Source organism: Pseudomonas reactans (assembly GCF_013387025.1).
Classification (GTDB): Bacteria; Pseudomonadota; Gammaproteobacteria; order Pseudomonadales; family Pseudomonadaceae; genus Aquipseudomonas; species Aquipseudomonas reactans.
This window is the reverse complement of the sequence record NZ_JACAQP010000033.1, coordinates 1-22,012: the sequence shown is the minus strand read 5'-3', so window position 1 is coordinate 22,012 and position 22,012 is coordinate 1. Positions and strand designations below refer to the sequence as shown.

Annotated in this window: 23 protein-coding genes; 16 read left to right on the top strand and 7 right to left on the bottom strand. The window is 59.6% G+C overall.

Annotated features, from left to right (window positions below; genetic code table 11):
* Positions 1–135: 135 nt before the first annotated feature.
* The 13 genes from iolE (at position 136) to HX793_RS24810 (ending at position 13,668) form a co-directional block, all read left to right on the top strand.
* A complete protein-coding gene (iolE, locus tag HX793_RS24870) occupies positions 136–1,023 on the top strand; it encodes a myo-inosose-2 dehydratase (RefSeq protein ID WP_177096526.1) in 888 nt (295 codons plus the stop codon).
* Between the two features lie 3 nt (positions 1,024–1,026).
* Complete coding sequence (iolB, locus tag HX793_RS24865) at positions 1,027–1,815, top strand: 5-deoxy-glucuronate isomerase (protein ID WP_177062360.1); 789 nt, start codon at positions 1,027–1,029, stop codon at positions 1,813–1,815.
* A 29-nt stretch (positions 1,816–1,844) separates the two neighbouring features.
* Entirely contained in the window at positions 1,845–2,660 is an 816-nt protein-coding gene (locus HX793_RS24860) for a TIM barrel protein (RefSeq protein WP_177096528.1), read from the top strand.
* 10 nt (positions 2,661–2,670) lie between these two features.
* Positions 2,671–4,602 (top strand): 3D-(3,5/4)-trihydroxycyclohexane-1,2-dione acylhydrolase (decyclizing), encoded by a 1,932-nt coding sequence (iolD, locus tag HX793_RS24855; RefSeq protein ID WP_177096529.1) that lies wholly within the window; start codon positions 2,671–2,673, stop codon positions 4,600–4,602.
* 19 nt (positions 4,603–4,621) lie between these two features.
* The gene (gene iolG / locus HX793_RS24850) at positions 4,622–5,632 is read left to right on the top strand and encodes a bifunctional inositol 2-dehydrogenase/D-chiro-inositol 1-dehydrogenase (protein ID WP_016975563.1); all 1,011 of its coding nucleotides are present in this window, start codon (positions 4,622–4,624) and stop codon (positions 5,630–5,632) included.
* Between the two features lie 151 nt (positions 5,633–5,783).
* Entirely contained in the window at positions 5,784–6,812 is a 1,029-nt protein-coding gene (locus HX793_RS24845) for a Gfo/Idh/MocA family protein (RefSeq protein WP_177096530.1), read from the top strand.
* Positions 6,813–6,939: 127 nt separating this feature from the next.
* Positions 6,940–7,116: a hypothetical protein gene (locus tag HX793_RS24840; RefSeq protein ID WP_177004141.1), complete on the top strand. Its 177-nt coding sequence runs from the start codon at positions 6,940–6,942 to the stop codon at positions 7,114–7,116.
* Between the two features lie 48 nt (positions 7,117–7,164).
* Entirely contained in the window at positions 7,165–8,094 is a 930-nt protein-coding gene (locus HX793_RS24835) for a sugar ABC transporter substrate-binding protein (protein ID WP_016975561.1), read from the top strand.
* A gap of 64 nt (positions 8,095–8,158) precedes the next feature.
* On the top strand, positions 8,159–9,712 hold the full coding sequence (locus tag HX793_RS24830) for a sugar ABC transporter ATP-binding protein (RefSeq protein WP_025999676.1): 1,554 nt from the start codon (positions 8,159–8,161) through the stop codon (positions 9,710–9,712).
* Between the two features lie 26 nt (positions 9,713–9,738).
* Complete coding sequence (locus HX793_RS24825; RefSeq protein ID WP_016975559.1) at positions 9,739–10,761, top strand: ABC transporter permease; 1,023 nt, start codon at positions 9,739–9,741, stop codon at positions 10,759–10,761.
* Positions 10,762–11,168: 407 nt separating this feature from the next.
* Entirely contained in the window at positions 11,169–11,573 is a 405-nt protein-coding gene (locus tag HX793_RS24820; protein WP_010564800.1) for a TraR/DksA family transcriptional regulator, read from the top strand.
* Positions 11,574–11,666: 93 nt separating this feature from the next.
* Complete coding sequence (locus tag HX793_RS24815; protein WP_438810859.1) at positions 11,667–13,349, top strand: methyl-accepting chemotaxis protein; 1,683 nt, start codon at positions 11,667–11,669, stop codon at positions 13,347–13,349.
* 115 nt (positions 13,350–13,464) lie between these two features.
* Entirely contained in the window at positions 13,465–13,668 is a 204-nt protein-coding gene (locus HX793_RS24810; protein WP_034104418.1) for a hypothetical protein, read from the top strand.
* A 7-nt stretch (positions 13,669–13,675) separates the two neighbouring features.
* Here the strand turns inward: HX793_RS24810 and HX793_RS24805 are convergent, their stop codons facing one another.
* The 3 genes from HX793_RS24805 to HX793_RS24795 all read right to left on the bottom strand — a co-directional run bounded on the left by HX793_RS24805 (position 13,676) and on the right by HX793_RS24795 (position 14,597).
* Positions 13,676–13,912 carry a DUF2789 domain-containing protein gene (locus tag HX793_RS24805; RefSeq protein WP_177096532.1) on the bottom strand — a complete coding sequence of 79 codons (237 nt, stop codon included), beginning with the start codon at positions 13,910–13,912 and terminating at the stop codon, positions 13,676–13,678.
* 68 nt (positions 13,913–13,980) lie between these two features.
* A complete protein-coding gene (locus HX793_RS24800; protein WP_177096533.1) occupies positions 13,981–14,211 on the bottom strand; it encodes a hypothetical protein in 231 nt (76 codons plus the stop codon).
* A gap of 110 nt (positions 14,212–14,321) precedes the next feature.
* Complete coding sequence (locus tag HX793_RS24795) at positions 14,322–14,597, bottom strand: hypothetical protein (protein ID WP_016975555.1); 276 nt, start codon at positions 14,595–14,597, stop codon at positions 14,322–14,324.
* A gap of 418 nt (positions 14,598–15,015) precedes the next feature.
* Between HX793_RS24795 and HX793_RS24790 the strand changes: the two genes are divergently transcribed.
* Together HX793_RS24790 and HX793_RS24785 are read left to right on the top strand one after the other, a co-directional pair.
* Complete coding sequence (locus HX793_RS24790; RefSeq protein WP_050554011.1) at positions 15,016–15,465, top strand: hypothetical protein; 450 nt, start codon at positions 15,016–15,018, stop codon at positions 15,463–15,465.
* 133 nt (positions 15,466–15,598) lie between these two features.
* Positions 15,599–16,615, top strand: coding sequence for an ABC transporter substrate-binding protein (locus HX793_RS24785; protein WP_177004138.1), 1,017 nt, complete (start codon positions 15,599–15,601; stop codon positions 16,613–16,615).
* Positions 16,616–16,754: 139 nt separating this feature from the next.
* Here the strand turns inward: HX793_RS24785 and HX793_RS24780 are convergent, their stop codons facing one another.
* Together HX793_RS24780 and HX793_RS24775 are read right to left on the bottom strand one after the other, a co-directional pair.
* Complete coding sequence (locus tag HX793_RS24780; protein ID WP_177096534.1) at positions 16,755–18,881, bottom strand: TonB-dependent receptor; 2,127 nt, start codon at positions 18,879–18,881, stop codon at positions 16,755–16,757.
* Between the two features lie 95 nt (positions 18,882–18,976).
* Complete coding sequence (locus HX793_RS24775) at positions 18,977–19,366, bottom strand: DUF2946 domain-containing protein (RefSeq protein WP_123476737.1); 390 nt, start codon at positions 19,364–19,366, stop codon at positions 18,977–18,979.
* 93 nt (positions 19,367–19,459) lie between these two features.
* On the opposite strand from HX793_RS24775, the gene HX793_RS24770 reads away from it, so the two are divergent.
* Positions 19,460–19,897, top strand: a complete 438-nt coding sequence (locus HX793_RS24770) for a DUF3995 domain-containing protein (protein ID WP_177096535.1) — start codon at positions 19,460–19,462, stop codon at positions 19,895–19,897.
* A gap of 34 nt (positions 19,898–19,931) precedes the next feature.
* Here the strand turns inward: HX793_RS24770 and HX793_RS24765 are convergent, their stop codons facing one another.
* Positions 19,932–20,342, bottom strand: coding sequence for a DUF6896 domain-containing protein (locus tag HX793_RS24765; RefSeq protein ID WP_177096537.1), 411 nt, complete (start codon positions 20,340–20,342; stop codon positions 19,932–19,934).
* Positions 20,339–22,012: RHS repeat-associated core domain-containing protein (locus tag HX793_RS24760; protein ID WP_178905549.1), on the bottom strand; the 1,674-nt coding region annotated here is incomplete at its 5' end. The genes HX793_RS24765 and HX793_RS24760, both read right to left, overlap by 4 nt.

Below are 22,012 nucleotides of genomic sequence, written 5' to 3'. Positions count from 1 at the left end.
AATGTGGGAGCTGGCTTGCCTGCGATAGCGGTCTTCCAGTCACAGATTCATTGACTGACACACTGCAATCGCAGGCAAGCCAGCTCCCACATAAAGCAGATCTCAGTAATACCTGAAAATAATAAAGGTGCAGCCATGCCCGCAATCCGAATTGGCATCAACCCGATCTCCTGGAGCAACGACGACCTGCCGGCCCTGGGCGGCGAAACGCCCCTGAGCACCGCCCTGAGCGAAGGCAAGGAAATCGGCTACGAAGGTTTTGAACTCAACGGCAAGTTCCCCAAGGACGCCAAGGGCGTCGGCGATGTGTTGCGCCCCTATGACCTGGCGCTGGTTTCCGGCTGGTACTCCAGCCGCCTGGCCCAGCGCTCGGTGGCTGAGGAGATCGAGGCCATCGCCGGGCATGTCGAGTTGCTCAAGCAGAACGGCGCCAAGGTCTTGGTCTACGGCGAAGTGGCCGATTCGATCCAGGGCTCGCGCATCCGCCTGATCGAACGTCCGCGTTTCCACAGCGAACAGGCCTGGCAGGACTACGCCGACAAGCTCACTGAACTGGCGCGCTTCACCCTGTCCCAGGGCGTGCGCCTGGCGTATCACCACCACATGGGCGCTTATGTCGAATCCCCGGAAGACATCGACCAACTGATGCGCCGCACCGGCCCTGAAGTCGGCCTGCTGTTCGATTCGGGTCATTGCTACATGGGCGGCGGCGAACCTCTCGACGTGCTGCGCAAACACATCGACCGCATTTGCCATGTGCATTTCAAGGACGTGCGCAAACCGGTGGTGCAACTGGCGCGTAACCAGATGTGGAGTTTTCCCGACTGCATCGTCAACGGCACTTTCACCGTGCCCGGCGATGGCGATATCGACTTCGCGCAATTGCTCGACGTGCTGCTGGCCGCCCATTACGAGGGCTGGCTGGTGGTGGAAGCCGAGCAGGATCCGGCAGTAGCCCCCAGCTATATCTACGCGAAGAAAGGCTATGACACTTTGCGCGCGCTTCTCAACGAGAGGACTTGAGTGATGAGCTTGTTGGTCAAAAGCAGCAAACGCGGCCAGACCATGGTCGCCCTGGAAGCCGGGCGCCTGGAGTACGTGGGTTTTTCTGCCTACCGCCTGAGCCTGGGGGAAACCCTGCCGGTCAGCGCCGGTGATAAAGAACTGTGCCTGGTGCTGCTCAGCGGCCGGGTGAACATCGAAGGCGAAGGCTTCAACTGGCAGAACCTGGGCGATCGCCAATCGGTGTTTGAAGACAAATCCCCGTTCGCCGCCTACCTGCCGCCGGGCACCGATGCCCAGGTCACCGCGTTGAGCGACGTACAGATTGCCGTGTGCGCCGCGCCGGGCGCAGAGGGCTACGAACCTCGCCTGATCCGCCCCGAAAACTGCAAGCGCAGCGTTCGCGGCAAGGGCGCCAACACCCGCTACGTGTGCGACATCCTGCCCGACAGCGAGCCGGCCCACTCGCTGCTGGTGGTGGAAGTGCGTACGCCGTCCGGGCATTCGTCGAGCTACCCGCCGCACAAGCATGACACCGACGACCTGCCGCACCAGAGCTTCCTGGAAGAAACCTACTATCACCAGATCAACCCGCCCCAGGGCTTCGTGTTCCAGCGCGTCTACACCGACGACCGCAGCATCGATCAGGCCATGGCCGTGGAAAACAGCGACCTGGTGGTGGTGCCCAAGGGGTATCACCCGGTCAGCGTGCCTTACGGCTACGAGTCCTATTACCTGAACGTGATGGCCGGCCCCAAGCGTGCCTGGCATTTCCACAACGACCCGCAGCACAGCTGGCTGCTGGACCTCTAATCAGCGGTTTGGACGGAGAACAACAATAAATGAAGTCGCCTCTACGTTTCGCCCTTAACCGCATGGTTGCTCCTCATCTGTCCCTGCCGGATTTCATCCAGTTGGCCGCAACGCTCAAGTGCGATGCCATCGAGATCCGCAATGACCTGGCCGACAAGCAGATCGAATTCGGCACCCCGGCCAGCCGCGTGCGTGAACTGTGCGCGGTGCAGGGCATCACCGTGCTGTCGATCAACGCGCTGTACCCCTTTGATGTGTGGAACGACGAACGCCGGGCCCAGGCGATCAAACTGGCGACCTACGCCCGTGAATGCGGCGCCCAGGGCCTGGTGATGTGCCCGCTCAATGAGCCGGGCGACACGCGCAACGAAGCCCAGCGTGCCGCCGGTTTGCGCACGGCCTTGAGCGAGCTGGCGCCGATCCTGCGCGACTACGGGATTCTCGGCTTTATCGAGCCCCTGGGTTTTGAGGAATGTGCCCTGCGGCGCAAGCGCGTGGCGGTGGAGGCGATCAAATCCATCGGCGGCCTGGATGTGTTCCGCCTGGTGCACGACACCTTCCATCATCACCTGGCCAGCGAACACGAGTTCTTCCCGGAACTGACCGGGCTGGTGCATATCTCCGGCGTGGAAGATAGCGAGGCGCCGCTCCATTCGATTCGCGACGGCCACCGCGTGCTGGTGGGCGAGGGCGACATCCTGGGCAACGCCGCACAGATCGACACCTTGCTCAGCACCGGCTACAGCGGCTACCTGTCATTCGAACCGTTTGCCGAGAGCGTGCATGCATTGGCGGATATCCAGCAGGCGTTAGGGGCAAGCATCGCCCACCTGCAGAAACGATAAGGGGCGCGAGATGACCACCACACGATTGACCATGGCCCAGGCCCTGGTGAAGTTCCTGGATAACCAATACATCGAAGTCGACGGCGTGCAGAGCAAGTTCGTCGCCGGGGTGTTCACGATTTTCGGCCACGGCAACGTGCTGGGCCTGGGCCAGGCCCTGGAACAGGACGCCGGCGATCTGGTGGTGCACCAGGGCCGCAACGAGCAGGGCATGGCCCACGCCGCCATCGGTTTCGCCAAGCAGCACCTGCGCCGCAAGATCTACGCGTGTACGGCCTCCGTCGGCCCGGGCGCTGCCAATATGCTCACCGCCGCCGCGACCGCCACCGCCAACCGTATCCCGTTATTGCTGTTGCCCGGCGATGTGTACGCCAGCCGCCAGCCTGACCCGGTGCTGCAACAGATCGAGCAGTTCCACGACTTGAGCATCAGCACCAACGATGCCTTCCGCTCAGTCAGCAAGTACTGGGACCGCATCAACCGACCCGAGCAGTTGATGACCGCCGCCATCCACGCCATGCGCGTGCTGACCGACCCGGCCGAGACCGGCGCGGTGACCCTGGCATTGCCCCAGGACGTGCAGGCCGAAGCCTGGGATTATCCGGATTATTTCCTGCAGAAACGCGTGCACCGCGTCGACCGTCGCCCGGCCACGGCTGCGATGATCAGTGATGCACTGGCGGCGTTCCGCGGCAAGCGCAAGCCGCTGATCATCTGCGGTGGTGGGGTGAAGTACTCCGGCGCCAATGCCGCGCTGCAAGCCTTTGCCGAGCGGTTTGAGATTCCCTTCGCGGAAACCCAGGCGGGCAAGAGCGCCGTGGTGTCCAGCCATCCGCTGAATGTCGGCGGGATTGGTGAAACCGGCTGCCTGGCAGCGAATCTGCTGGCGCCCGAAGCGGACCTGATCATTGGTATCGGCACGCGCTACACCGACTTCACCACCTCGTCCAAATCGCTGTTCAAGCACGCCGACGTGAAGTTTCTCAACCTCAATATCAGCCCGTGCGACGCCCTGAAGCTGGACGGCGTGCAGGTGCTGGCCGACGCCCAAGTCGCCCTGGAAGCATTGGCGGATGCCCTCGGCGATTACCGTTCCGGCTGGGGCGAGCAGATCAGCGAGGCCAAGGCGCAGTTGGAGGCCGAAGTGAACCGAGTGCATCAGGTCGAATATGCCGGCGACGGTTTTGTGCCTGAGGTCGACGACCACCTGGACCGCGCGGTGCTGCGTGAATTTATCGAGCTGACCGGCTCGTGCCTGACCCAAAGCCGCGTGCTGGGTGTATTGAATGAAACCCTGGCCGACGACGCCATCATCGTCGCCGCCGCCGGCAGCCTGCCCGGCGACCTGCAGCGCGCCTGGCGCAGCAAGGGCGTGAACACCTACCACGTCGAGTACGGCTATTCGTGCATGGGCTATGAGATCAACGCCGCCCTCGGCGTGAAACTCGCCGAGCCGAGCAAAGAGGTCTACGCCCTGGTCGGTGACGGCTCCTACATGATGCTGCACTCGGAGCTGGCCACCTCGATTCAGGAGCGGCGCAAGATCAACGTGGTGCTGCTCGACAACATGGCCTTTGGCTGCATCAACAACCTGCAGATCGGCAACGGCATGGACAGCTTCGGCACTGAATTCCGCTATCGCAACCCCGAGAGCGGCAAGCTCGATGGCGGCCTGGTACCGGTGGATTTCGCCATGAGCGCGGCGGCCTATGGCTGCAAGACCTACAAGGTCAGCACAGTGGAACAGCTTGAAGCTGCGCTGGCCGATGCGCGTACGCAGACGGTGTCCACGCTGATCGATATCAAGGTGCTGCCCAAAACCATGATCCACGGCTACCTGTCGTGGTGGCGGGTGGGCGTGGCGCAGGTCTCCACCAGCGAACGCACGAATGCCGCCGCGGAAAAACTCAATGAACACCTGGCGAAGGCCCGGCAGTACTAATCACAAGAGGAGTGTTTGTATGTCTTTGAAGCTCGGTGTCATCGGTACAGGCGCTATCGGCCGGGACCATATCCGTCGTTGCAGCCAGACCTTGCTCAACAGCCAGGTGGTGGCGGTAACCGACATCAACCTGGAGCAGGCCGCCAAGGTGGTGGCTGACTTGAATATCAGTGCCGAGGTGTACGCCGACGGCCATGCGCTGATCAATTCCCCGGAAGTTGAAGCGGTACTTGTCACCTCCTGGGGCCCGAGCCACGAAGAGTTCGTGCTGGCCGCCATCGCTGCCGGCAAGCCGGTGTTTTGCGAAAAACCCTTGGCGGTCACCGCCGAAGGCTGCCGCAAGATCGTCGATGCCGAAGTGGCGTTCGGCAAACGCCTGGTGCAGGTCGGTTTCATGCGCCCTTACGATGAAGGCTATCGCGCCCTCAAAGCCGTGATCGACAGCGGACAGATCGGCGAGCCGCTGATGCTGCACTGCGCGCACCGCAACCCGACGGTGGGCGAGAACTACAAGACCGACATGGCGATCACCGACACCCTGATCCACGAGCTGGATGTGTTGCGCTGGCTGCTCAACGACGACTACGTGTCGGTGCAAGTGGTGTTCCCGCGCAAATCCAGCAAGGCCCTGGCCCACCTGCGCGACCCGCAGATCGTGCTACTGGAAACCGCCAAGGGCACGCGCATCGATGTGGAAGTGTTTGTGAACTGCCAGTACGGCTATGACATCCAGTGCGAAGTGGTGGGGGAGACCGGCATCGCCAAGCTGCCGGAGCCGTCCCAAGTGCAACTGCGCAGTGGCGCGAAGCTGTCCAACGCGATTCTGATGGACTGGAAGGATCGGTTTATCGGCGCCTATGACGTGGAGTTGCAGGCGTTCATCGACAGCGTGCGCGCCGGCCAGGTCGGCGGGCCTTCGGCGTGGGATGGCTTTGCGGCGGCAGTGGCGGCGGATGCGTGCATCGAGGCGCAGAACAGTGAGCAGATTGTGAAGGTGAGCCTGCCGGATCGTCCGCGCTTCTACGGCTAACCCACTGAAGAAACTCGGTCAAAAACTGTAGGAGCTGGCTTGCCTGCGATAGCGGTTTATCAGTGCCAGATTCATTGCCTGACGCACTGCTATCGCAGGCAAGCCAGCTCCCACAGTTGATCCGGTTTCCAGTTCAAGAAGGTATCTACTCATGAGAATTGGATTGGTCGGCTACGGCCACGGAGGGCGCTTCTTTCATGCGCCGCTGATTGCAACACTGCCCGGCGCCACGTTTGTTGGCGTCGTTACTCGCTCACCTGAACGCCGCCAGCAGTTGGCGACTGACCATCCCGGTCTCAAGGCTTTCGATTCCATCGGCCAGATCGTCGAGGTCGGTGTCGACGCCCTGGTCATCTCCACCACCCTCAAAGGCCGCCCGGCCCTGGTGCTGGAGGCCATCGAACACGGTGTCACCGTGGTCAGCGACAAACCCTTTGCCGCCAATGCCGAGCAGGCCCAAGCGCTGATCACCGCCGCCGAGCGCCAGGGCACGCTGCTCAGCGTGTACCAGAACCGGCGTTGGGATTCGGACTACCTGACCCTGCGCAAGCTCATCGACGCTGGCGCCCTGGGCAAGATCACCCGCTTTGAATCCCGCGTGGAACGCTACAGCCCGCACGCCGTGGGCAACGCCAGCGGTGGTGGCTGGTTGCGCGACCTGGGCAGCCATTTGGTCGACCAGGCGTTGCAACTGTTCGGCCCGGTAGATCGAGTGTTCGCCCAACTGCATTACACCGCCGAACACCCCACGGTGGATCACGGCTTCTTTGTCTCCCTGACCCATGCCAACGGCGTGATCTCCCATCTGTGGGGCAACGCCTTGCAAAACAGCCAGGCACCGCGTTTTCGCGTCAGTGGCAGCGCAGGCTGTTACACCGTCGAAGGCCTGGACGGCCAGGAAGAAGCCTTGATGGCTGGCAAATCGCCTAAAACCGAAGGTGAACACTGGGGCGCCGAAGAGCATCGACGCTGGGGCTGGTTCGAGCAAGGTGCGGAGCGTGAGCGAGTCCCCTCGGAAAAGGGCTGCTGGAATCAATTCTATCGGCAGTTGCAATTGGCGGTGCAAGGGCAGGGACCCTTGCCGGTGGACGGCTATGACGCCCTGGAAACCACCCGTATATTGGACGCCGCACGCCTCAGCGCCGAGCGTCAGCAGGTGGTTTCAACAAAAATAGAATAAAATTCTAAAACAGGTTGATATGGAAATTATTTTCCAATAAAGTCTTTTCCAGGTTGCATAAAGTACGTTCGGGCTCGACCCGCGCGACTCAACAAAAACAAGATCAAAAACAACCAGGTACCGTCAGATGAAAATCTTCAACGCTGTACTGCGAGTTTTACGCCCTGCTAAAGCGCCACGCGGTCTGCCCCGCGCCCGGCCGTTCTACTTCTCCTTCCTTAATGTGCTGTGCGTCGAAAACAAAGGCGCGCTTGTGTGCTGCATTCCCGGCGCACCGGTCGTCCGGCTGCCTGCCGAGCTCTGATAAACGCAACGTCCAAAAAACCAACAAGAAAGTGGAGACAGACCGTTCATGAAGACCCCGATCCGTTTTACCGCGCTGGCCCTGTCCATGCTGCTCGCCAGCGGTGTTGCCTCGGCTGCTGACCTCAAGATAGGCGTGAGCATGTCCGCCTTCGATGACACCTTCCTGACCTACCTGCGCGAAGACATGGACAAGCAAGCCAAGTCCTATCCCAAGGGCGATGGCGTGCAATTGCAGTTCGAAGACGCGCGTGCCGACGTGGTCAAGCAACTGAGCCAGGTCGAGAACTTTATCAGTCAGAAAGTCGACGCGATCATCGTCAACCCGGTGGACACCGCGTCGACGGCCAACATCATCAAGGCCGCCACCGCAGCGAAAATCCCGCTGGTGTTCGTCAACCGTCGTCCTGACAGCGCGACATTGGCCCCAGGCGTCGCGGCGGTGACGTCCGACGACGTCGAGGCCGGCAAGCTGCAGATGCAGTACATCGCCGAAAAGCTTGGCGGCAAAGGCAACATCGTGATCCTGCTGGGTGACCTGGCAAACAACTCCACCACCAACCGTACCAAGGGTGTGAAGGAAGTCCTGACTAAGTACCCAGGCATCAAGATCGAGCAGGAACAGACCGGTATCTGGCTGCGTGACAAGGGCATGACCCTGGTCAACGACTGGCTGACCCAAGGCCGCGACTTCCAGGCCGTGCTGTCGAACAACGATGAGATGGCGATCGGCGCCGCCATGGCCCTCAAATCGGCGGGCAAGAAGGGCGTGTTGATCGCCGGTGTCGACGGTACGCCGGACGGCCTGAACGCGATCACCAAGGGTGACATGACGGTGTCGGCCTTCCAGGATGCCAAGGGCCAGGCCGACAAGTCGGTGGAAACGGCACGCAAGATGGCCAAGAACGAGCCTATCGAGCAGAACGTGGTGATCCCGTTCCAGCTGATCACCCCAGACAACGTCAAAGACTTCAAATAGCCCTGCATAACAACAATAAGCCGGCAGGGCGGTCTTGACCGCCCTGCAGATGGAGTACCTCCCTATGCTCGCTCAAGCGACTGTCTCGCAGCCTCCCGGTCTTCAGCCCCAGCCGCTGGAAGAACCCTACCTGCTGGAAATCGTCAACATCAGCAAAGGCTTTCCCGGCGTCGTGGCCCTGGCCGACGTGCAACTGCGGGTGCGCCCCGGCACCGTGCTGGCGCTGATGGGCGAGAACGGTGCGGGCAAGTCGACGTTGATGAAAATCATCGCCGGCATCTACCAGCCCGACGCCGGGGAAATCCGCCTGCGTGGCAAGCCGATCGTGTTTGAAACACCCCTGGCGGCCCAGAAGGCCGGGATCGCGATGATCCACCAGGAACTCAACCTGATGCCGCACATGAGCATCGCCGAGAACATCTGGATCGGTCGTGAGCAGCTCAACAGCCTGCACATGGTCAATCACCGCGAAATGCACCGCTGCACCGCCGAGTTGCTGGCGCGCCTGCGCATCAACCTGGACCCCGAGGAGCACGTGGGCAACCTGAGCATCGCCGAGCGGCAGATGGTCGAGATTGCCAAGGCCGTGTCCTACGACTCCGACATCCTGATCATGGATGAACCGACGTCGGCCATTACCGAAAAGGAAGTGGCCCACCTGTTTTCGATCATTGCCGACCTCAAGTCCCAGGGCAAAGGTATCGTCTACATCACCCACAAAATGAACGAAGTGTTCGCCATCGCCGATGAAGTGGCGGTGTTCCGCGACGGCCACTACATCGGCCTGCAACGTGCCGACAGCATGAACAGCGATAGCCTGATCTCGATGATGGTCGGCCGTGAGCTGAGCCAGCTGTTCCCGGTGCGCGAGACGCCCATCGGCGACCTGTTGCTGACGGTGCGCGACCTGACACTGGACGGCGTGTTCAAGGACGTGTCGTTCGACCTGCACGCCGGTGAAATCCTTGGTATCGCTGGGCTGATGGGCTCGGGCCGTACCAACGTGGCAGAAACCATTTTTGGCATCACGCCCAGCAGCAGCGGCCAAATCACCCTGGATGGCAAGGCGGTGCGCATCACCGACCCGCACATGGCCATCGAAAAGGGCTTTGCGCTGTTGACAGAGGATCGCAAGCTCAGTGGCCTGTTCCCGTGCCTGTCGGTGCTGGAAAACATGGAAATGGCGGTGTTGCCGCACTATACCGGCAACGGCTTTATCCAACAGAAAGCCCTGCGTGCGCTGTGCGAAGACATGTGCAAGAAGCTGCGGGTGAAAACCCCATCCCTTGAGCAGTGCATCGACACCTTGTCTGGTGGTAACCAGCAGAAGGCCTTGTTGGCGCGCTGGCTGATGACCAACCCGCGACTGCTGATCCTCGATGAACCTACCCGTGGCATCGACGTGGGCGCCAAGGCCGAGATCTACCGATTGATTTCATTCCTCGCCAGCGAAGGCATGGCCGTGATCATGATTTCCTCCGAATTGCCCGAAGTGCTGGGCATGAGTGATCGGGTCATGGTGATGCATGAAGGCGAGTTGATGGGCACCCTGGACCGCAGCGAAGCGACCCAGGAAAAAGTCATGCAGTTGGCCTCCGGGATGACGGCAGTCCACTGACGCACAGAATAAGAAGGTGATGGGCTATGAACGCAATAACGGATAACAAACCCGCGACGGTACCCACTAAAAGTCGCCGACGCATGCCCACCGAGCTGAGCATCTTTTTGGTGCTGATCGGCATTGGCCTGGTTTTCGAGCTGTTTGGCTGGATCGTGCGGGACCAGAGTTTCCTGATGAACTCCCAGCGCCTGGTACTGATGATCCTGCAAGTGTCGATCATCGGCCTGCTGGCAATTGGCGTGACCCAGGTCATCATTACCACGGGGATCGATCTGTCCTCCGGTTCGGTGCTGGCGCTGTCGGCGATGATCGCCGCGAGTTTGGCCCAGACTTCCGACTTTTCCCGTGCGGTGTTCCCGAGCCTGACCGACTTGCCGGTGTGGATCCCGGTGGCGATGGGGCTGGGCGTCGGGCTGCTGGCGGGAGCGATCAACGGCAGCATCATCGCCGTCACCGGCATCCCACCGTTCATTGCGACCCTGGGCATGATGGTCTCGGCCCGTGGCCTGGCGCGTTACTACACCGAAGGCCAGCCGGTGAGCATGCTCTCGGACTCGTACACGGCCATCGGCCATGGCGCGATGCCGGTGATCATCTTCCTGGTGGTGGCGGTGATCTTCCATATCGCCCTGCGCTACACCAAGTACGGCAAGTACACCTACGCGATTGGCGGCAACATGCAGGCGGCGCGTACCTCGGGGATCAACGTCAAGCGCCATTTGATCATCGTCTACAGCATCGCCGGCCTGCTGGCGGGCCTGGCCGGTGTAGTGGCCTCGGCACGTGCAGCCACCGGCCAGGCCGGCATGGGCATGTCCTATGAGCTGGATGCGATTGCCGCCGCTGTGATCGGCGGCACCAGCCTGGCGGGCGGGGTAGGGCGTATCACCGGCACCGTGATCGGCGCGCTGATCCTTGGGGTGATGGCCAGCGGGTTTACCTTTGTTGGGGTTGACGCGTATATCCAGGACATCATCAAGGGCCTGATCATTGTGGTGGCGGTGGTGATCGACCAATACCGCAACAAGCGCAAGCTCAAGCGCTGAAGGCGTCCTTGTAGGAGCGAGCTTGCTCGCGAAAAACGCCAACGGTAACGCGCGGTGTCTGGTTAAACGCGTTGCCCTTGCGTTCTTCGCGAGCAAGCTTGCTCCTACAGTTGGGGGTGAGGTTTCAACCGTTTGTCTTCTATATAGCTCCACAACACTGAATTTCTTGCTATAAACGCACTCCGATGACCATTCGCCGAGCCCGTCCTGGTGCTTTTGGGGGTTATCTCGGAAAAATTGCCTGTCTTTTCAGTTGCTGCGCCCTCAAGTCGGCCTTAGACTGCCGCCCCTCGTAAATTGAGTGCCGGGTGGCGCTTGAAATGGATGGCGCCCTTCCGAGACCTGCAGAGGTCGGCCGGAACGCTCCCTTATTCGCCTTAATGCACGTATTTTTTATAGAGAAATCAATGACAAAGGAAAAGTTGCTGGCCATGCCGGCGGATGACTACATGAATGCCGAACAGCACGCTTTTTTCGAGCAGTTGCTGCAAGACATGAAAGTGGAACACCACGAGCGCATTGAACAGAACCGTATCGCCATTGAAAGCCTGGACACCCCGGCCGACCCGGCCGACGCCGCTTCTGTTGAAGAAGAGCGCACCTGGCTGGTCAACGCCATTGACCGCGACCAGCGCATGCTGCCGCAGCTTGAGCGCGCACTGGAGCGTATCAAGGAAGATTCCTTTGGCTGGTGCGATGACAGCGGCGAGCCTATCGGCCTCAAGCGCCTGCTGATCAGCCCGACCACCAAGTACTGCATCGAAGCGCAAGAGCGCCACGAGCAGATCGACAAGCATCAGCGCCAAGCCTGATGCGGTGAGGCGGGGGATCGCCCTGCGGTTCCCCGGGAAAGACCCGTTACACCCCGTCTATTGATCTGCTGCAAGCCACCCCACTAAAGGCCCATGGATAATGGCCCGATAGTGGCGTTTAATGCAGCGACAATAATGACAAGCAGTGGGGTAACGAAGATGGCTGGAGACGGATCTCTGATGGGCGCAGCAGTGCCACCGCAAGCGGTGGCGCGCGGGTTGCCCGGCTGGCTGACGCCCCTGTTGCAGAGCACCGCCCTGGTGTTGGTCCTGCTGGGCTTGGCGCTCGCCAGCCTGCCGCTCTACCTTTGCCTGGCACTTGCCCTGCTGGTGATCTGGCTGCCTCGATTGAAAACTCGCGCACCTGTTATCGCATCTTCCGATGCCGTCGATGCCATCGGCGAATTGACTCGCGACCTGTCCTACACCACCAGTCATAACGCGTTGTCCGCAGCCGGCGTGGCCTTTTCGGTCAAGCAACTGGCGGCGCGTGTGCAGTCGCAGCTGGGTGCGGCCAAGCAGATTGTCAGCAGTGCCGAGGTGATGATCGGCACTGAAAAGGTCACCTCTCAACTGAGCCGCGAAGCGCTTGTCGCCGCCAGCCAGGCGCATCAGCGCAGCACTGAAGGCCGCGAAGTACTGGCCCAGTCGATCACCCGCATGCACCAGCTCAGCCAACGCGCCAACGCCAGCCGTGAGCTGATTGAAGCCTTGAGCCTGCGCAGTGAGGAAATCCAGCGGGTGACGCTGGTGATCCAGTCCATCGCCAGCCAGACCAACCTCTTGGCGCTTAACGCCGCGATTGAAGCGGCGCGGGCCGGTGAGCATGGGCGTGGGTTCGCCGTGGTCGCGGATGAAGTGCGCGGTTTGGCAGGGCGTACCGCCACGGCCACCGATGAAGTCGGGGTGATGGTGGCGGACATCCAGCAACGCACCGCCCAGGTGGTGGAGCAGATTCGCCAGCTCTCGGCGGACCTGCATACCGGCGTCGAGCAGGTGGAGCACGCCGGTGAGCAGCTGCAGAGTATTGCCAGCCTGGCGGCCGATGTGGAGGGCCAGGTGAATGAGATCGCCCAGGGCACCGACACCAACCGCACCCAACTCGACAGCTTGTTCCATGCCGTGGAACAGATGCGCAGCGACCTGGCTGTCAGCGATCAGCAAACCCGCCAGTTGGCCGACGCTGCCGTGCAGATGGAAGGGCAGGCCGAAACCATCAGCGAACGCCTGGCGGAAGTTGGGCTGGACGACTACCACCAGCGTATCTACGACCTGGCGCGCGAGGGGGCGAGCCGGATTGCCGCGCAATTCGAAGCCGATGTGCAGCAGAACCGCATCAGCCTGGATGACCTGTTCGACCGCAGCTACACGCCGATCGCTAACACCAGCCCGAGCAAGTACCACACGCGCTTTGACGGCTACACCGACCAGGTGTTGCCGGCAATCCAAGAAGCGCTGCTGCCACGGCATGAAGGCTTGGTCTTTGCCATTGCCTGCACGCCGCAGGGCTATGTGCCGACGCACAATAAGGCGTTTTCCCACGCGCTAACCGGCGATGTGCAGGTGGATGCCGTGCAGAACCGCACCAAGCGCAAGTTTGAAGACCGTACAGGGATTCGCTGTGGTAGCCACCAGCAGGCGGTTTTGCTGCAGACCTATACCCGTGACACCGGCGAGCTGATGCACGACTTGTCGGTGCCGATCATGGTCAAGGGCCGGCACTGGGGTGGCTTGCGCCTGGGCTATAAACCCGAGGCAGTGAAGGCTGGGCGCTAAGGATTATTGCTGTTTATGCAAAGGAGCTATTCCGGGGATAGCTTTTTCCAACTGGAAGAAAACCGTAGCATGGCCAACATTGTTAGCCAGCTAACTAATGCTGCGGAGAAGCTCCATGCAAAACAAAGTCGATGTTGCCGTGATGATCGGCAGTGGCGTACCCCCAACCCTGCGTGCGCTGGGCCAGAAGGCCTGCTGGGTGGTGTTGCTCAACGGTGAGCAGCGCGGCACAGCCTTCGCCAGTCGTGATGAGGCCGAGGAGTGCAGGGCCGCCTGGCAGGCGCTGTTGCGCCTGGAGCAGTCGGACAGCCTGCATTGATACGAGGCTATTGCGATTGATGCAGGCGTTGATTCAGCTCATCCACGGGAATCGCCCATTCAGCGTCCTCGCGCAGCTCTTCTTTCAGAAAAGCCGCTTGCTGAGCAGACCAGAATGGCGCATCGATCAGCTTCACGTCTTCAGGCAAGGGATGCGCGACGATAAAGGCGTCGATGGCGTCCGGGGTTGAATCCAGGCCCAATTGTTCGAACAGGGTTTCAAGGGTAGGAATTGGCGCGTCCATATCGTTCTCCATGCAGGGTGGTTGTTATGCATCGGAGGTTTGGGGCGCAGCAGAGTTCTATCGGATTGTCAGGAATTGAGAGCCCCGGAATCCACCGCTGCCTTCAAGGCCTTGGCGGACTCTTTTGCAGCGGTGGCGGCCGCGTCGACGGTTTTGAACCAACGGTCTTTTTCCACCTGATGGATGGTGACAGTGGTCAGCGGAGGCTTGGCCCGCATGATGATCACTGCTTGAAACTCACCGTCTACTTCCCTTGCGTCGCCATGGATGAAAAATTCGCCGATATCAAATTCCGTCACGTAGAGCCTTCCCTTGGAGATAACTGCACTGGAGAAACCTGGCCCGCAGGGCACAAACTTCAGTGGACGGGCCAGTATGGCAGTTGTTGCGGGTCGGCGGCGCAGTTAAGTTATCGGGCGGACAAAACGACTGCTCCGTGAGATGCTTGCAACTGGGCTTCAAGCTTTTTGGCCAGTTCACAAGCCTTGACATGGTCGCTACGAAAGCCTTTTATTCGACCGCTGACTACTTCACGGATATGGAAGAAGTTTCTGCCGGCAGGTACGACTTGGTAAAGAACCGAATCCGAGTACCCCTCGAAGGCGCCCAAGCGGTAGTATTGAGCCTCGCCCTGGCATGATGAACGGGTGTGCGAAGACATTGCATTGTAGGTTGATCGTTGCATGGCCTGCTCCTTTCGATCGATCCGGTTGACTTGATTGCAACGTTTTGGCTGGTTTTGATCGGTGCTGCTGTTTTAGTATTGTCGTCCTCAGGCCCCGCCTGGTTCCATGCCAGGTATGTTTGTTTGTGTGGGTGCGTCGGAAAACTGCATTTTTAATTGGGTTATTCTCTGAAGTTGGTCGGCTCGTATTCTCTGGCCGTTGAACCTGTGATCTCCTGTGGTGCCTGATGACCTTGCACAAGGTCCATCGCGCACGTCTGTACTAGTCTTATGGCGCGGCAGTGGGTTCTTCTTCAGTTTTTTTCAAAGAATGAGTGATGTGATCGCGCCGTAATGGCCGTTTTTTTGTGCTGCCCGCTGTGGCGGACAGCGCTCTTTTTGATGTGGGGGCGTTTCCTTGGCAGTCAGTAATCTGGATATGCACGCGTTGTTCGTGCTGGGTGATTTGCGCGCAAAGTTGGTCAAACAGTTTCAATCCCGTTTTGTTTACATCACTGAGCAGACGCCGGAAGGCATCTACATCGCCGAGATTGACACCGAGGCGGCGATGGTCGTGGATGACAAGCCGCGCCTGGAGCTCAAGGTCGGTGATCACTTTCGCGCAGCGGTATTGCCCAGCCGTGAAGGTGGCAAGTTTGAGCTGAAGTTCCGCGACATCAAGTTGACCGTCTATGGCCTGGGCGATTACGCCTTTGTCTCCTCGGCCGAAGGCCAGGGCATCGTGTTCAAGGAAGGCCACAGCGTGATGCTGGTGTTTGCCGCCAACGAACAACTGCAGGAAGGCCTGACCAAAACCCTGAAAGCCGTGACCGGCAAGGCCGCTAAATGGCGCAAGGGTGAACTGGTGACTTTCAAGGCCAGCGAATAACCATCAAATTCTGCGAACACCCGTTATCTCCCGGAACCTCTACTACAGTTGAGTTGACTTAACTATTCAGAGGCTTCGCGCTTACGCAGCAAAGCCGTCCGCTATTGGCTGCGATATTGCGAGGTGCAAGGGCATGAAAGGATTGAGAACGCTGTTGGCTGCGTCCCTGGCGACGCTGGGGCTGTCAGTGACGACATTGCCGGTTTCGGCCGCCGAGGCTCCGGTACATTTCGCCGATTTGAACTGGGAAAGCGGCAGCTTCATCACCGAAGTGCTGCGGGTGATCGTCGAAAAGGGCTACGACCTGCCCACCGATACTTTGCCTGGTACCACCATTACCCTGGAAACCGCCCTGGCGAAGAACGACATCCAAGTGATCGGCGAAGAGTGGGCCGGCCGCAGCCCGGTGTGGGTCAAGGCTGAAGCCGAAGGTAAAGTGGTCGGCCTGGGCGATACGGTCAAAGGCGCCACCGAAGGTTGGTGGGTGCCGGAATACGTGGTCAAGGGCGACCCTGCCAAAGGCATCAAGCCTCTTGCGCCGGAACTCAAGAGCGTGAAGGACCTGGCGCGCTACAAGGACGTGTTCAAGGATCCGGAATCCCCGGGCAAGGGGCGCTTTCTCAACAGCCCCATCGGCTGGACCTCGGAAGTGGTCAACAAACAGAAGCTCAAGGCCTACGGCCTGGACGACAGCTATGTAAACTTTCGCAGCGGCTCGGGCGCGGCACTGGATGCCGAGATCGCCTCATCGATCCGCCGGGGCAAACCGGTGCTGTTCTACTACTGGTCGCCGACGCCGTTGATGGGGCGCTACAAGTTGATCCAGCTGGAAGAGCCACCGTTTGATGCCGAGGCGTGGAAGACACTGACGGATGCGGATAACCCTGATCCGAAGCCAACACGCTCGTTGGCGTCCAAGTTGAGCATCGGGGTGTCGACGCCGTTCCAGAAGGAGCACCCGCAGATTGCGCAGTTCTTCGAGAAGGTCGAGTTTCCGATTGAGCCGCTGAACAAAGCCCTGGCGACCATGAGTGAAAATCACACGGCGCCACGGGAAGTGGCCCAGGTGTTTTTAAAGGAACACCCAGAAGTTTGGAAGGCTTGGTTGACCGAGGATGTGGCGCAGAAGGTTGAAGCCAGCCTGAAATAATCCCGGATCTAACCGCCAGGTAAAGGTCAAATTGTGGGAGCTGGCTTGCCTGCGATAGCGGTGTATCAGTTACAGATGTATCAACTGACACAGCGCTATCGCAGGCAAGCCAGCTCCCACATTGGCCTGTTTTCCAGGGCTAGAACCTGGTTTGTACTGCCAGCTCGAATGTTCTCGGCGAGCCCAGGTAATAAGCCGGCGACACATGCGCAAACTCGGCATACACCTCATTCGTCAAGTTGCGTACCCGGCCCGTCACCGAGGTGTGCGAGTCCACTTTATAGCGCAGGAACGTGCCGAACAGCGTGTAGGCCGGCACCGTCTGGGTGTTGGCGTTATCGGCGTACACCTCGGCCACATAACGCGCATCCACGCCCCCTTGCCAATCCTCGGCAAAATCATAGGTCAGCCACAGGTTTCCCACGCGCTTGGGCACGTTGGTTGGTGTATTGCCTTTGCGCGAGACCACTGCGCCACTGGCGATTTTCTCGTTGAAGTCGTCGTACTCGGCGTCGACCCAGGCGAAGTTACCCTCCGCCAGTAACCTTGGCGTGATGCGTAACGAACTGGCCAACTCGATACCCTTGGATGACTGTGCGCCGACCGGAATGCTGTTGGTCGGGTCCTGCGGATCGGTCACGGCAAAATCCTTACGCTCGATCTTGTACGCGGCCACGGTGGCCGAGCCACGGCCGTCCAGATAATCGAACTTGCTGCCCACTTCCCACTGTTTGCCCGTCGAAACATCAAACACTTGCGTGGTGGTGTTCGGCTGCTCGGCGGCGGTGCTGTATTGCACATACACATTGGCCGACGGGATGAACTGGTAGGTAAGGCCGACGCGGCCGGTTACCGGTTCCCAGCTGCGCTTGAAGTGGCGGGGATTGGTGGTGGTGATCGCACGGTGGTTGGTGACGTCCAGGTCGATGGCGTCGTAACGCAGGCCGGTCAGCAGCGAGAGTTTGTCGGTGAGCCCCAGCCGGTTCTCCACGAACAACGCCTTGGTGGTGACCTCGTTGGTCTTGTCCTTGCCGAACTTCTCACGGGTTCGCGGGATGTCGTAGAAGTGTCCAGGGTTGTAGTTGTTCGGGTCCACGCTGCTGTTGCCCGGCACATTCAGCGGGGTATTGGTGGTGCTGTTGACCTTGTATTCGAAACCGCCGGACCACGTGGTCGACAAGCCGAACATACTGTCATCGTGGCGCAGCTCGAACTGGTTGCCGTTCTGCTCGCCCTGATGGCGCACCTGATAGGCCGTCGAGCGGTTCACCGCGCTGTTGTCGGCGTTGTACTGGTAGGTTTCCAGGTTGCGGTAGTCGCGCTGACTGTCCAGGTGGTAGAGGGTGTTTTTCAGGGTGGTGCTGTCGTTGAGGCGGTAGTCGATGATCGATCGCGCCCAGATCGTGCGCTGTTCGTAGCGACCGTCGGCAACGTTGTAGTTGTTGAAGCGGTTGTGCTTATCGATCTTCAGCTCGCCCACCTTGGGGTTGAGCACCGGCGTGCCCCAGTAGGGGCTGTCTTCATGCTCATCCTGGTATTCCAGCGCCAGGGTGTGAGACAGGTTGGGCGTGAGGTCGCTGAGCAGGGAAAACGCCAGGCTCCAGGCCTCGCGCTGGTCGCGGTCGATGTAGCTGTGATTGGTGTTGCGGCTTACATCCAGGCGCGCGTAGTGCTGCACATCGGCGCCGGGTTCGGTCAGGGCGTGATTGACGCCAAACGCCATGCCGGCGGTGTCATAGCTGCCATAGGTGAGCTGGCCTTCGGCGGCCTGTTCCTCGCGGGTGGCCAGCTTGGTCACGTAGTTGAGCGAACCGCCCACGGAGCCGGCGCCGTTGATCAAGGAGGAGGGGCCACCTACCAGCTCCACCCGGTCATAGATCCAGGCATCTACCGGCCGGGCCAGGCCGGTCGCCACATTAATCCCGTTGAACATCTGGGTGATCTGGCTGCTGGTAAACCCACGGTAGGAGACAAACCCACCAAATCCTGGCGGGGCGCTGGCATTGACGCCAGGCAAGGTGTTGGCAGCGTCGCGGAAGGTCTTGGCGCCGTGGCGCTCGATGTCATTGCGATTGGCGATCGCCACCGACGCCGCGGTTTCGCGCACACTCAAGCCCAAGCGCGAGGCCATGCCGCTGGATTGATCCAGAGCCAGGCCAGGCTCGGCGGTTTGTTCGCCATCAATGGTGGTCGGGGCCAACTCAAGGGCCCAGGCGCAGACAGGCAGGCAGCCGAACAGGCCCGCCAACAGGGGTAGATGTTTCATGGTTGAATCCTGAAAAACTTGGCTTGAAAACAACGCACAACCGCCCGTACTTCCTCGTGGAAACGGTGGTCAGTGCAGATTGGAAAGCGAAGGGATCAGGCAAAAACAGGCGGTGCGCGCGGATTAGCCGCAGGCCAGGTAAAGCGGGCAGGGATGTCAGCAGCCAGGACAATGGCCGGCGGTGGCGCATGGGGCTGTGGCAGTACTGCCACATTCAGGCTGGAACTCAGCGCCGGGCCCATGCCGCCGGTGGAACACAGCGGGCAACCAAACGCCTTGGACAGCGTTGGCAGATTCTCTTCAGTGGAGTTGGACGGCTTGGGCGCCTGGGTGCGAGGGTCCACCGTACAAAACTGACCGCCGATGCCATTGAGCTGCATCCCGACCATCTGCCCATGACCGATACTGCAGGCGAACACATTGAACAGGACGCAGCAATAAAGCATCCAGGCAATGAGCGAGCGGTCGGCACGGGCGATTTTCATGGGGCGGCACTTTACCATCAGCCGCCGACGAAATGCCTGCAAAAAATCACCAAGCGACTATCCTCTTTCGGACTTTTCCAGGGAGAGCCCGCCATGAGCTTTGTTGTCGCACGATGGGTTGTCGGCATTTTCACCTTCATCAGCATGGTGCATTTGTACTGGGCTGCCGGCGGCAAACTCGGCTTCCAGGCCGCTATCCCCCAACTGCCCGGCGAATTCGCGCGTGGGCCGAAACCGGCGTTCAAACCCTCGGCGCTTGCTACCTTTCTGGTTGCCCTGGGGTTGGTGGCGATTGCGCTGATGGTGTGTTTGCGGGCCGGGCTATATTTCTCGGCGGTGTCACACGGGGCCTTGCAGTGGGGGATCAGCGCGATTGCGCTGGTGATGTTTGCCAGGGCGATTGGGGATTCGGAGTTGGTGGGGTTTTTCAAGAAGGTCGGTGGTTCGCGGTTTGCGCGGTTGGATACGTATTTTTATTCGCCGTTGTGTCTGGTGTTGGGGGTGGGGTTGTTGGTGGTGGCGTGGGGGTGAGGGCCTGATGGCTCATCAGGCCGGGTAGTCATCGTCATGATTGAATGAAGTACAAGTTGGACATGGAGCCAGGGATTTTTTTGGCTTTTCCTAGTTTCAGGTACTCGTTGAAGTCGTATGCAAGACAGTCTCTTTTGGTGAATCTCTTGTATTTGCGCGGTAATTCGCATGCGTATATATACAGCCGCCACGGATCGAAGCCGTCTATCCTGTCGTCAGGGCCGTAGTCAAAGTCGATACATATTTCAGCTAGATAAACCCGGCAACCAATTCCATGTAGTTCGTAGGTTACATCATCGGTGACTGAGCCTCGTTGCGGGATTTTTTTGCTGCGCCATAGCCTCAGAATATTCTTGGTCCCGAATGAGCGTTCGAGTAGATCTGTTGCTTTTTTTACTTGCGCTAAATATTCAGTTATCAAGTTCTCTAAAGGCTGTTCTTTCATCGTCTTGGCCTATCCAATCTGTCAAGTCCTACGGCCTTTGAAGCATCTATCACGTCTTGAAGGGTACTAAAGGCGCCTTTTTGACTATCAATATCTTTGAACAGTTTTATGGTGACTGGAGTTCGTGTTCGCCTCGCTGCCGAAGCCCTATGGTGTCCGTCAATAATATAGCGTCGTTCGTTGTGTTCAACCACGTCAATGGGTTCATTTTTGTCGTACCCGCTGTCCCGCATGTTGCGGGAAATATTTTCAACCAGTTTAGTTGAGAGTTTCCCTTCGATGCTGTGTGTTCGGTTTAAGGTTTCAGCATCAACTCCGTGAACTATCGGAGCAGATGGAAGCCCTTCGTCAACGTGGGCTTTTTGGATTGGGGGCTCAAAGCCTATTTGTGGTTTGCAGCCATCGTCCCCGGGACAGGCACTCAATCCTGACGGATCCACCCACCCCGTAGGGTTGGGTACGTACTGGTACGCGTTGATACCCCCCGCCAGCTTCACCGGGTCCGGTGTCAGGTAGCGACCAATATCCGGATTGTAGTAGCGATGGCGGTTGTAGTGCAGCCCGCTTTCTGGGTCGAAATATTGGCCCTGGAAGCGCAGTGGGTTGTCGACTTTTCCTATGTCGAGACGGCTGATTTCGCCGTAGGCGCGATAGTGTGCGGACCAGACGATCTCGCCATCGGCAGCGGTGAGTTCCTGCGGCGTACCGAGGTGGTCGAGTTGGTAGTGGTAGGCCTTGGTTTCCTTTGGACCAAAACCTTCCAGCAAAGCTAGCGGGCGGAAGGTGTCCGGTTCGTAGAGATAACTGCGGTGGCGGTCCGCGTGGTGTTCGGCGATGAGTTTGTCGCCTTGCCAAAAAAACTCCGTGGTTATGCCATCCACGGTTTTGCTGATCCGCCGCCCAAACGGGTCGTAGCGATAGCTGGCGGTCTGGCCGTTGGGTTTTTTAATGCCGATCAGGCGGTGCTGGCAGTCGTAGCGATACTCGGTGACGAGTTGATGACCTTTGCCGCGTCGTTCGCGGATGAGGTTGCCGAAGGCGTCATAGTCGTAGTGGTGGTCGCCTTGGATCATCAGGCGGTTGCCGGCCACGATGTCGGGGCCGGGGCGGTTTTGCATGAGCAGGTTGCCAGCCGGGTCGTGGCCGAAGCGTTCTTGCTCGCCTTGGGAGTGGTTGGCGCGGGTGAGGCGGTTTAGTGGGTCGTAGTGGTAGTGGTGTTCGCCTTTGCGGGTGTCGAGCAGGCGGGTGAGGTTGCCGGCTTTGTCGTAGTCGTAGTGGCGTTGGTAAAGGGTGTGTTGCTGTTGGGTAACGGCGTGGGCGTGCAGGCGTTGTTGATCGTCGTAGTGGTAGTGGCTGATCAGTTGGCCTTGTTGGCGTTGGTGTTCCTGGCCGGCTTTGAACAGGTGGGAGGTAAGGGTTTCACCGTTCAGTTCGACGGTGGCGAGGTGGCCGCCTTTGTCGTGGTTGAACACCACCCGGTTGTTATCCGGCAGGCGTAGGTTTTGCAGGTGGCCGCAGGCGTTGTAGCCATAGCGCAAGGTGCCCCAGCCTTGGTGTTCAGCGGTGAGGCGGTTTTGGCTGTCGTACTCGTATGCCAACGCCCAGTGGCCATCTTCGACGCTTAAGAGATTGCCCTGACGGTCGTAGGCGTAATCGACCCGGTTGCCATC